This window comes from Clostridia bacterium (assembly GCA_012841935.1).
Taxonomy (GTDB): Bacteria; Bacillota; Peptococcia; order DRI-13; family DTU073; genus DUTS01.
The window spans coordinates 1-11,344 of the sequence record DUTS01000016.1; the positions used below are offsets into that span (position 1 = coordinate 1).

Annotated in this window: 10 protein-coding genes and 4 tRNA genes; 5 read left to right on the forward strand and 9 right to left on the reverse strand. The window is 40.0% G+C overall.

Annotation, left to right across the window (positions count from 1 at the left end):
* From GX687_01100 to GX687_01115, 4 genes are all read left to right on the forward strand, one after another.
* Positions 1-119: flagellar assembly protein H (locus tag GX687_01100; GenBank protein HHX96053.1), on the forward strand; the 119-nt coding region annotated here is incomplete at its 5' end.
* Positions 120-402: 283 nt separating this feature from the next.
* Positions 403-636 (forward strand): tyrosine-type recombinase/integrase, encoded by a 234-nt coding sequence (locus GX687_01105; GenBank protein ID HHX96054.1) that lies wholly within the window; start codon positions 403-405, stop codon positions 634-636.
* Positions 637-1,222: 586 nt separating this feature from the next.
* A complete protein-coding gene (locus GX687_01110) occupies positions 1,223-1,915 on the forward strand; it encodes a hypothetical protein (GenBank protein HHX96055.1) in 693 nt (230 codons plus the stop codon).
* 468 nt (positions 1,916-2,383) lie between these two features.
* Complete coding sequence (locus GX687_01115; GenBank protein HHX96056.1) at positions 2,384-3,613, forward strand: ATP-binding protein; 1,230 nt, start codon at positions 2,384-2,386, stop codon at positions 3,611-3,613.
* A gap of 282 nt (positions 3,614-3,895) precedes the next feature.
* Here GX687_01115 and GX687_01120 read toward each other — a convergent pair whose 3' ends face one another.
* From GX687_01120 to GX687_01155, 8 genes are all read right to left on the reverse strand, one after another.
* Entirely contained in the window at positions 3,896-4,225 is a 330-nt protein-coding gene (locus tag GX687_01120; GenBank protein ID HHX96057.1) for a HAMP domain-containing histidine kinase, read from the reverse strand.
* Between the two features lie 363 nt (positions 4,226-4,588).
* A complete protein-coding gene (locus tag GX687_01125; protein ID HHX96058.1) occupies positions 4,589-4,780 on the reverse strand; it encodes a hypothetical protein in 192 nt (63 codons plus the stop codon).
* Positions 4,781-5,448: 668 nt separating this feature from the next.
* Positions 5,449-6,066 (reverse strand): transcriptional regulator, encoded by a 618-nt coding sequence (locus GX687_01130; protein ID HHX96059.1) that lies wholly within the window; start codon positions 6,064-6,066, stop codon positions 5,449-5,451.
* Between the two features lie 1,025 nt (positions 6,067-7,091).
* Positions 7,092-7,940, reverse strand: coding sequence for a hypothetical protein (locus tag GX687_01135; GenBank protein ID HHX96060.1), 849 nt, complete (start codon positions 7,938-7,940; stop codon positions 7,092-7,094).
* Positions 7,941-8,199: 259 nt separating this feature from the next.
* Positions 8,200-8,288 (reverse strand) — tRNA-Leu (locus GX687_01140).
* Between the two features lie 10 nt (positions 8,289-8,298).
* Positions 8,299-8,375, reverse strand: a tRNA-Cys gene (locus tag GX687_01145).
* Positions 8,376-8,378: 3 nt separating this feature from the next.
* Positions 8,379-8,453: transfer RNA gene (locus GX687_01150), tRNA-Gly, on the reverse strand.
* Positions 8,454-8,457: 4 nt separating this feature from the next.
* Positions 8,458-8,533 (reverse strand) — tRNA-Phe (locus GX687_01155).
* A gap of 157 nt (positions 8,534-8,690) precedes the next feature.
* On the opposite strand from GX687_01155, the gene GX687_01160 reads away from it, so the two are divergent.
* Positions 8,691-9,011, forward strand: a complete 321-nt coding sequence (locus GX687_01160) for an RtcB family protein (protein ID HHX96061.1) — start codon at positions 8,691-8,693, stop codon at positions 9,009-9,011.
* A gap of 108 nt (positions 9,012-9,119) precedes the next feature.
* Here the strand turns inward: GX687_01160 and GX687_01165 are convergent.
* Positions 9,120-11,344 (reverse strand): type I restriction endonuclease subunit R (locus tag GX687_01165; protein HHX96062.1); only part of this gene is annotated, 2,225 nt, incomplete at its 5' end.

Consider the following 11,344-nt stretch of genomic DNA (forward strand, 5'->3'; position numbering starts at 1 on the left):
ATGCCAAAAGGAAAATAGCGATAAATCTTTTGAAGATGGGTTTGTCAGTTGAAAAAGTAGCACAGGGAGCTGAATTAACTATAAAAGAGGTAGAAGAATTAAAAAAAGAAGTAAACTAAATTAATTGTGAGGATTATTAATTGGGATTAATTTTAAAAAAATCATCTCAGATTTACCTGATTAATATGCAAATTTACATCAAGTAAACTATTTTTATAAACAGTACCTAAAGGGATTTTATGGTAAATACTGTTCATTCTTATTTAGCAAAATTTGTTGAGTTTAGTTTAGCAGTTACAATCCTCCACATGTTAAAAATTTATTAATAACATGTGGAAGTATATTTTAATGTGGGGTACTTTTCAATTATTATTCGGGGTGCTTTTAGTTTAATATAAACAGCTGTTTCCGGGCACTAAAAAAGATCAGCCAATTGTTAGCTTTACCGTATCCCGTTTTATAACAGATCATTGCCGTCTCCTTGGCTGGGATAAAAAAGTTACTGTGCATATGTTCAGGCATTCCTTTGGTATCCATTTATACGAGCAAGGCTACGATCTTTTTACTATCCAGAAATTGTTAGACCATAAATCGGCAAGCTCAAGCCTTCTTTACGTCCATTTAAGCACTAGCTAAAAAGTCTTTTTGATATTGAGGAACGTCTATGAGTTACCCTATACAGGATATTTTTCTTAAAATCTAGAAATGGCTAGGTTTATTAAGTATACTCTTTTAAGCCCTCTTTATAAATTTGTTCATGTTTAAGGCCAAATTGAACTTTGTTTTTAGGTATATGCAATCATTTTTAGAGGAAAGAAAAATATTTAAATACCCATAGTATTTTGCTAAAAAGATAAATTGTGCACGACGCGACTATTATTCAATAGGAAAAATTGCAAATGAAAGCCAGTAGTAAGTGGGCCAAAAAGGTGGCCTGCTTTTCTTTTCTGGCTTTCAACTACAATTCTTTCCTGAAATATTATAAATGTCGAAAACCCGACGCGACAGAGACGCGATCAAACACGGGATTTCCCTTGACAGATTTATCTTTAGAATGATATAATTTGAATATACTAAAGAGTATGGACTATTTAATTATTATTCAAAAATGATGTCGCGAGGGCGAAATATCAGGAAAAGAAATCCTGATGAAAAACAGTCTTTTGGGGGCCTTCGCAGGCATTTAAGCCAGACAAAAGGAGCTATTAATAGGAGGGTAAAAATGGGGATCAGAGATTTTTTTAGGGCGAAGTCAGACCGGACAGAAACCTTGCAATTGCAAGATTTAAAAAATTTGCGGGAAAAAGTCCAGAGGAAATTAGAAAGGATGCCGATCTATGACAGTGGTTTCAAGTTTAAATTGTGTAACAGATATCTCTGGGATGGAGCGAAACTCATGACCATAAGTATCTTTAGAGACCGCCAAGAAGAAATATGCGCGGCCTTTGATGTTTTGTTTTTTCAGGCAGGCGAGGCGATTCTGGCGGAGAAGGATCCGAAGAAAGTGGAGGAATTAATTGACTTTTACCGGGAAACGGAAAACATTGAAAATGACTATTGTTCAAGGAATTATTATTGGAATAGGGTATGGTGCTTCGAACCCGGACCGGTCAAATTTAAAGATCTGGAGGAATTAACCAAGCTGGAGGAGAAATATGCTAAATATAACGGCGGCAAGGGGTTAAAGGCTCTAGATAAGGAGAAAACCCAGCTGATGAAAGAAATGGCACTGGAGGAAGCACAACTGATGGAGGAACACAAGGCAAGGAGCGATGAAGCACGCCTGAGGGAAATTTTACAAAAAGCAAAACAGGGCCAGTCGGGGCGTCCGGATTTGGGGGATGGCCCTGGGCGGGATTGCAAAGGTTTCAGTCGGTTGGAAATCACAAAAAGGACCAATAAAAAGGGGCGGTAACCCTTTATTTCAATAAAAGTCCTGTTTACTGCAAATTAACGGTAAGTTTGTTCATAATAGAAATGTCACTCTTGGGGGGTGACATTTCTATTGGGCATTGTTATTCCTGTGGCTTTTCGAAATTCAGGTTATTTCTCTTTCTGAAGTGTGTATTTCCTGCAGAGAGGCTATTGTTTCAACCGGGCTAACCGACGGTTCCGTTTGCTTGACTTGGGCTTTTTAGTTTCGTTCGTGATACAGGGGGACGCTTTTGTTGTATCATTGGGAAATGGGAAGTGGGATGTAAGATGTAGGAAGGAGCTTAACTTCAAAAATCATGTTTTGATGTTGAATTTCCAACCTCTTACCTCTCAAATGATACAACAAAAGCGTCCCCCTGTATCATCCCTTTCAAAAAACACCTGATAAAATTCTTAATTTCGGCTAAAATATGGTTATACTCTATAATCGCCGAAAGGAGCGTTTGCGATGGTCTATATCAAAAGGTTTATGGAGGATATATTTCTAAAACTTAATGAACAATACCCCGCTATTTTAATAACCGGCCCAAGACAGGTTGGAAAGACCACCATGCTGCAAAAACTCACAAAACTCGAGGGTCGGAAGCGGCACTATGTATCTTTAGATGATTTAAATGTAAGAGCATTGGCCAAATCTGATCCTGCTATGTTTTTTCAAATTCATCAACCCCCGGTATTCATTGACGAGGTGCAATATGCACCAGAGCTCTTTACCTATATTAAAATAAGTGTGGATCAGAACCACCGCCCCGGCGATTTCTGGATGACCGGGTCACAACTATTTAAACTAATGCATGGTGTACAAGAGTCTCTGGCAGGGCGGGTAGCGCTATTACATTTATCACCACTGTCACAGCATGAGATTTATGGGGGACTGCCGGAAGAATTTAGCTTGGACTTAGCAACTCTGCAGAAAAGGCAAGCCGCTATTCCTGCCGCAACCACGCCGCAAATCTTTGAACGTATCTTTGCGGGAGGAATGCCGGCACTCGTCAGCAAAAAATATGATGATCGGAATTTTTTCTACTCCAGCTATTTAAGCACTTCTTTGGAGCGTGATATCAGGGAACTGTCCGGTTCCATCGACTCGCTTAAGTTTTTAACTTTCATTACTGCGGTAGCGGCAAGAACATCTCAAATGGTGAATTACAAAGGAATTGCCGATGACTGCGATATTGATCAGGTCACAGCAAAAAACTGGCTTAGAATTTTGGAAACACTGGGGATTGTTTTCTATTTGCATCCCTATTCAAATAACGTGCTCAAAAGAACCATCAAAACCCCCAAGTTGTACTTTTATGATACTGGGTTGGTATGTTACCTCACCAAGTGGAGCAGTGCAGAAACCACAATGAATGGTGCCATGAATGGTGCCATTCTTGAAAACTATGTGGTCAACGAAATACAGAAAAGTTATCAAAATGTTGGTAAGGAAGCCTACCTCTATTATTATCGAGATAAAGATGCCCGGGAAATTGCTCTGTTGATGGAGGGTGATGGTCAGCTTTACCCCATTGAAATCAAGAAAACAGCTACACCTAAAAAGAAAATAATGGCCAATTTTTCGGTGATAGAAAAATCTCCTTTAAAACGTGGAACAGGTGCCATCATCTGCACAACGGAGAAGCTCGGTGCATTTGACCGTGACAACCTTATTGTTCCTGTCAGTTTATTATAAAAGAGCTTGTCTGACCAAATGACCTAAAAAATGTGGGCTTAAAATACAAATGATACAACAAAAGCGTCCCCCTGTATTATCAATACTAGCCTACTTTAGGGATTATCAAGATCACCTTGAATAAATCCCCGTCGATTTTCACATCTAGACTCCCTTTTTGCAGTTCCAGCAAACTTTGCACAATAAAGAGGCCTAGCCCGCTGCCGGAACTGCTACGGGCTTCATCCCCTCGGGTAAACCGTTTCACCAATTCTGCGGCGGAGATATTTTTGAATATCAATTTCACTTGTGCCCCGCCATCCTTAATTTCCACATAAACCCGAGAACCTTTTCCCCGGGCCAATTTAATTTAAACTCCAAATGACGTTCCTGAATCTGTTCATCAACTTCCCCCAAAGCCTGTGTCAGCAAAGCCGCCAGATCGATTTCTTCTAAATTAAGGGGCATCGCCCCGCTTGAAACCTTAGCCGCCTCAAACAAATCATCGGTCAAGACTTTCAGTCGTTGTGATTTTTGATCAATTACTCCCAAATACTCCCGGGCCTGGTCAGGCTCTGTTGCTCCTTTCAGTAAATCCACATAAGTAATAATCGAGGTTAAAGGCGTTCTCAAATCATGCGATACAGCTGGGCCAATTCCCCCTTACCCTGAGGATTAATCAGATGCCGATAACTAAAACAATAGTTTTTACGGCCACACTACCATTGTTGTAAACATCCCTGAAAAAACCGAAAACCTTGGAAAAAAGCCGGTAAATCAAACTATGACGGACTAAAGTCTTGTTCTTAAAATGCCTGATCAAAGAAAGAACCGGCACCAATAACCAGTGTCACCGGAAAAAGATATTTTGAGCTTTAATATTTCCACATGGTTAAGACGAAAGCCCCCCAGGTCCCAATTAAGGAAAAACAAATAAGAAGATTAAGGTCCGTGTACAGTTTATCGAAGGAGGATAATTCAATTTTTTCTTGCTCTTTAGCCCGCCGGTCGGCCACCCACAAAAAAGGACAGTATAGAACCGAAAGAATAACCCCCGAGCCGATTGAGATATTCGGTGAACAACTCCTTTTTCTCCCACCGAGCAACCACTTGGGCCAGAAAATCCTCCCCGGTAAAACCTAGATAAACAACATCGCCAAACCCTAATTCAAATGGGTTCTTAGCCAATAATCATACCTATTAGTCTTAATTTCTTCGGGGAATAATCCTCAACATTAGTCAGCTTTTAATTTCCAATCTGCAGATAATAAACTAGACCCGGATATTCCCCCAAATACTCCGGAACCCCTTTATATTTGTGCCAATCCTCTTTAATTAATTTCTTCCTCAACTGTTCAATTTTGCCTTGATTTTCATCTAGAAAGACACGCTAGTTTTCTTCTTCACTTAAATTTGGATTATACCTCGAGTCATTCCAAATAAACGCTTCAAATAAATTCCTCTCCCTTCTTCGTAATTCTTCTTGGTCAAGGGAGGCACCGCTTAAAACATGTTCTTCATTTTGATATTTTTGGGCCAGAGGCAATATTGAAGTACCACTATGGCTTTAGCCATAGTGGTACTTCAATTACTCTTATCTTTACACTTGGCCTTCTTGACGGTCTTATTGCTTGGAAAATGACTATTCCCGAAAATAGACTGCTGACTAATTTAGGCTACAGTAAAACACTTATCAAGAATCTTCTTAACCAGAAAACAACTTTTGCACCCGACAATAAAGACCTGGACAACATTGTGGAGTCACTTCCCTTGCAAGCCTATCGGGAATATAACTCTTTATCTTTTCAAACGGAACCAACAAATGAAATCAACATTATCTACAGCTTTAACGATAACTATAATCGTAGCGGCTCCGAGCCCACAATCTTGTAGCTTTGTTCTTCAATCACGTGCCCATCTTCAGTTTTCTTTTGAAAAATAATCAGATCATATCCGTCCGCTGTTTTTTCCTGAGCCGTTTCAAAAATGTAACGCACACCATCTTCCAGCTTCTCCCTGGTACCCAGCCAATTGGGGCAATCATTCAAAAAAAGGTCCTCTTTGGTGAATTCCGAAAAAAGCTTATTCGAGGCATCCACATCAATCTGGGCCAGCTCTTTTTCCACATGAGCCCCATTAACCAAGGCTTCACGTCCGATACTAGCTAAATAAGCCGTGGCTTGGGCCTCCTCCTGAGCCAGCAAAACGGGATAATCATTGTGGGCAGCCAAAACACGGCGATGCAAACGCCGGGGGAACATTTCCTTAACCGAATCTAAGTAACGGGAACCATCTTCGGGGTTTTGATAATGAATTAACGCATAGCCTCCCCCCTCATCTCGGGAAAAAAGAAGCACAGTGGGAATCGCCCCACTACCGCTAACCTTAGTAAACACCCCATTTTCAAAAGCGAAATTACCATGACTAGCAATGGCGTAAACCAAAAACTCCTGTTCATCTTCCACCGTATCCAAAATCAAATGCCCTTCTGTCGCTGTTTCCCCCCGCAAATAAGAAGCATTTTGTGCTAAAACAGCCAGCCCCACAAGTTTTTCAAGTTGCGCAGGATTAATCTTGCCAGAGGAAGGATTCCCGCCAAAAACAAAAAATCCCGTTTCGAGATCATGTTCAATCACAACCATACCCTGAGCAACAACCTGGCCTCGCTCATCTAAAGCCGCCACGGAAAGTAGAATTTCCGCCGCCGTGGTCAAGTGCTCATCATGTCTATCTTTTTCAGAAGGACACCAATAAATTGTTTCTTCGGTCGTAATCTTATCCCCAATATTTTCAATCTGCCCATTTTCATAGCGACAAAATGACCCTTGCGTACAGGTGTAAGCAAAAGTCGCCGCCGCCGGAGCATCAAGAAGCAGTTCAAAACCAAAAATCGAACTCATAAACGGACTAAAAGAGTCGTGCGGTGTGGAAATCGTCAGCCTGGCCAACTTTGAGCTACTGCCCAAGTTACCAATCGCATTACCCCTTTGGTAATACCTGCCAATGCCCCATCCAACAATTATAACAAGAACCAGCACAACACCTGCCACCAGCCAGGCGATTTTTTTGTTCTGGCACATTTTTTTGAACTTTCCTTTTAACACAGCTACTCCCCTTCCTTTACACGCCTATCTTACTCCCGCATTTATTGCAAATATAATTTAAGATTTTGTTTAACTATACCATTCACAAAAAGTATTAGCAAACAGGCATTGCTAAATGATCGCGTCAAGTTACTTTGGGTATTTCTCACAGTATCTTTCATCCGTATAGCTCCATCTCCAATGCAGGAAAAAAGCCCTCAGGGCGTTTGCCCCAAAGGCTTCTTCGGCTTTTACATATTATTTCGGGTTATAAGTATAGCACAGAACAAGGCAAACAAACCGCCATGAACCTCACATAACTAAAGTCACATGCTTCTAATAAGCCTTTTAGAATCGGAACACAGATCCCAAATGAATTATACTTTTTAACAAAGCGTTACAGGTTTTTTTATCCCTTATCGCTCCCCCATCTCCTGTTCGGTTTTTTCTAATTCAACGATCCGGTCTGTAACAAATGTTTGAGCTTCTTCCCTCAATTTCGCCAAATCCTGCGGGATTTCTATTTCCCAATGACCATGCTTATCTGCCGCCAGAATACCTTTATTAATCCGCTCCTGATCCCCACCACAATCCTTCACAAAACGCCTAAATGCATACAGTAGTGGAGTTCGCCCCCCTTGAGGATAAAGAGTTATCTTCTCATTTATTACTTTACTCACTAATTCATATGTTTTATCATAATCAGGAGCTACAAAATCTTTATTTTTTACCGGATCAGCATCTTTTAATAAAATACACAGTTTTTCTTCTTCTATTTCTAGACTTAATCGTGCTTTTTCAGCCGCCGCGGCCAACCGTTCAGCCTGTAAACCCCGGGCCTGTTTTTCTAAATCCCTTAATCCTACTATTTCAGCCTGGCTTTTCACTTTGTAATCATATAACTTTTCCACCAAACGTAACCATTTAGCTACCGGAGTATCCCCATGATTAAATTGTTCATTAATCCCCCTCAAAATATTTCTCATTGCCTCTGGACCGGTTTGAGCCTGATACATTTTTAAGTATCCCTGCAATTTATAGGTTTGTGCCGGTGACAAATCATAAGATTGTTGAGAAAACCCCAGCATCGCTAAACTTCTCAAATCTCGTAATTGGTCCTTAACTTCTGCTTTTTGTTCAGCATTCGGTTTAGCCATTTTAAGAACCAAATTAACTCCTTTTCTTACAATGTCTATCTCATTTAATAATGGTTGTATCGCCCGAAATGATCTAATATTTTCTTTAAACATTGACCATACACGCATCCCTTTCCCCCCCCTTTCTAAATATTATCAAGCTAATCACATTATATCATATAAACTGTTTTATCCCAATCTAAAGTATTTTTCCGGAAAATACTAAAACCTTATCCATAGTAATCTATTTTTTCAATATAATCTTTAATAATTAAAAACCTGCTCGGTTATAAAAAGTCCGAATTCTTCCCACCAGAAGCATTGGCATAAAAAGAAAAAAGACACCCCTTTAGGTGCCTTTTATTATGGCTTAAAGCCTTAATTTCAATGGTGCCCAAGGCCGGAATCGAACCGGCACGAGATTGAAGTCTCCCAGGATTTTAAGTCCTGTGCGTCTGCCTGTTCCGCCACTCGGGCATTTTTAAGTTGGAGGTGCGGGTCGGATTTGAACCGACGAATGGCGGATTTGCAGTCCGCAGCGTTAGCCAACTTCGCCACCGCACCAAATGGAGCGGAAGACGGGATTCGAACCCGCGACCCTCGCCTTGGCAAGGCGATGCTCTACCGCTGAGCCACTTCCGCGAAATGGTGCCTCAGGGCGGAATCGAACCGCCGACACGAGGATTTTCAGTCCACTGCTCTACCGACTGAGCTACCGAGGCACTGCCTTCTAACTGGCAAAATCTATTTTAACATGTTCACTATAGCACTGTCAATCAACTTTTTCACGTTTAACAAGAATTTCAATTTAGAAAAAAGCTAATCGGACCGTGGACTAATTAATCACCACCTTCCGTATTCCCCCTCATTTGTTCATTTATGACTACTGGTCATCCAGTATTATCACCCGCTTCCATGGGCACCCACTCCTATATCGCTACTGGCCTAGAACGAGCCAAAGAAACCTTTTGTGCGGCAAAAAGATCTATTTCCAAAAATGGGTTCCAAAAACAAGTTGATAATTACAAACAAATCCTGGATGAAGCTCCTCAAGCTTATAAAGACATTCATCTAGTAGTAAATACCCTGGCAGAAATAGGAATTATTAATTTAGTAGCCAATGTAAAACCCTTGGCCGTAATTAAGGCAGAAGATTTTTACCACTATAGTCCTTTGGTTATTTTACCTATGTCAGTTTAATCTCCTTATTTTGACCTTTTTATCCAAATATTAATAATACCCTTATAGTTGTATTCCTTTATTATGAAACCTTCCTTAATACAACTCCTAAACAAAGCTGATATTTTCTTACTTATACCTCACCTTAATCTTAGGGATAACTTCATCTAAGTACTCATTTAACCTCATATTGTGTTCTAGCTGGTTACTTGCTTTCTTATCTTTAATAGAAGCGAAATCAACACTAGCAATCAATTCATCGAAAAATGGTATTTCTTCAGGATGAGACAAGGAATAAGCCTCTATAGTCATTTTTAAAATAGCGGAACTAGTACCCCACTCCTTGGCAATCTCGTAAATGAGTTTTTTTCGTTTTTCTTGTTTCCAGGATTCAAAAGCATCATCAAAGTTAATACCACTTTCAATATTACCTGGTTTAAGTTCTTTGTTTACAAACTCTTTTAGCAACTCCGCCTCTTCGAATTCACCCATATTACTTAACTCTTGAATCTGCTGATAAAGGATTCTAAGGCTTTCCGCGTCAACAGTCTGTTTTCCATCAGACGTTGTTGCTTTAGTACCTATCAGGCTGAGAATATGGCTGACATCAATTCGTTGAGTGCCAGCTAGTTTTGTTTTCGCCACCAAAACATTTGCAGGTAGATCAGGAATTGTTCTACTTTCCCCTCTCGTTAAATTTTTGTAGGCTCCTACATAATGAAGCCACTTATGATGATCGAGTCCAAATCTTTTTTCATCCCATTCATATTGATAATACTGTTCTACAAAATTAAGTTGTTCGGCAGCATCTTTAAATGCTAAAATAAAGGCTTCTTTACCTTCCTCATTCAATTCAAGTGATTGCCACTTAGTAGCAACTGGTAAAGCCCGAACCATTTCTTCAAAAACTTTCTGGAGTTTAGCTACTGCAGTATCGTAAGGCTCCACAATTGCCTTACTACTGCTTCCCCCACTACCATATAGCCTCAACGCCTTATTAACCTGTTCCTCAGTAATGCGGGGATATTGGAAATTAATAATAGATCCAAATTCTTTTTCTTTGCCATAGATGCGATTCGTTCTAGAATAAGCCTGAATCAAGTCTTGGAGCTCAAGAAACCGATCTACATACAAAGTATTTAAAAATTTTGAATCATAACCCGTTAACAATTGATTCGCCACGATAACCAGATCAATGTTGCGGGGATTACGTCCGCTCCCACCTCTTTTGACCCGTGCCGTCACATCTTCATAATAGGCATTTTCACCCTGCCTACGATCACCCAAGACAAATTCAATGCCAGTAAATGAGGCGTAATCTTTGAACATCTCCCTTATAATAACTGGATCTATTGGTTTTTCTTCATCATCACCGCCAAAACTGAAGGTCATAGCTACATTAAGTTCAATATTTTTTTTCTTTAATTGCTTTTTAAATTCCTTGTAATAAGCAACCACCCGCTTTTTGTAAGCAGCGGTAAGTATGGCATTAAACTTCTTAGCTTGAGATTGTTCATCCCAATTCTTTAGAATCTCTTCCACAACGCGAGGAATATGGGTTTCATCTTGATAAACTAAAATTCCCCTTTTGGCTGCTTCTTGCTCCACTTCTAGTTGGGTCCAACCCACGACTCGGCGTTCAATATCTTTTTCCGCTTGCTCCGGCTTTTCTTCCTTTATTTCTTCAATAATAAGCTGCCTTAACTGATCATAACTTTTAAACTCACCTGTATTTATATAATCCACATGAAAACCTAAAACATTGTTATCGGCAATTGCTTCATCAATCGTGTATTGATGAAGCGAAGGTCCAAAAAGTTTTTCCGTTGTATCAATCACTTGACTTTTTTCGTCTATCTTGCCTGTTACTTTATTTTCATCAAAAAGTGGTGTACCAGTAAAACCAAAAAACAAACCGTTCTTCTTAAAATACCGCTTAATTGTACCCATCATTTGACCCATAGTTGTCCGATGAGCTTCATCAATAATGAACACCATCTTTTTATCTTTCAAGCGATTGTCCCCAACTTCATCTAGGTCTTTAACCAGGGAATATAACTTAAATATTGTCGTAACTACAATACCGCGAGTTGGTGATAAAAGTTTTTTTCTCAACTCATAGGTGTGCCTTGTATCATCAACTTCGACAGGCTCATAGGCCGCATAAGCTTTAAAGCTCTCACTTGTGTGGCTGTCCAGTTCTCTGCGATCAACTAAAAAGACAACTTTGTCAAAGCCACCCCTGGTCGATAAAAACAAAGCAGTCTTAAAGCTAGTTACAGTTTTACCAGAGCCTGCGGGCATTACTAGAAGTCCACTCTGCAGAAATCCAGGCTTTTGTACGTCAGCATAAC

Bases quoted from the DNA above. Each gene is read 5' to 3' on its own strand.
- GX687_01135 (HHX96060.1), bottom strand. From the start codon at position 7,940: ATGCGTGTATGGTCAATGTTTAAAGAAAATATTAGATCATTTCGGGCG.
- GX687_01115 (HHX96056.1), top strand. From the start codon at position 2,384: ATGGTCTATATCAAAAGGTTTATGGAGGATATATTTCTAAAACTTAAT.
- GX687_01110 (HHX96055.1), top strand. From the start codon at position 1,223: ATGGGGATCAGAGATTTTTTTAGGGCGAAGTCAGACCGGACAGAAACC.
- GX687_01160 (HHX96061.1), top strand. From the start codon at position 8,691: ATGACTACTGGTCATCCAGTATTATCACCCGCTTCCATGGGCACCCAC.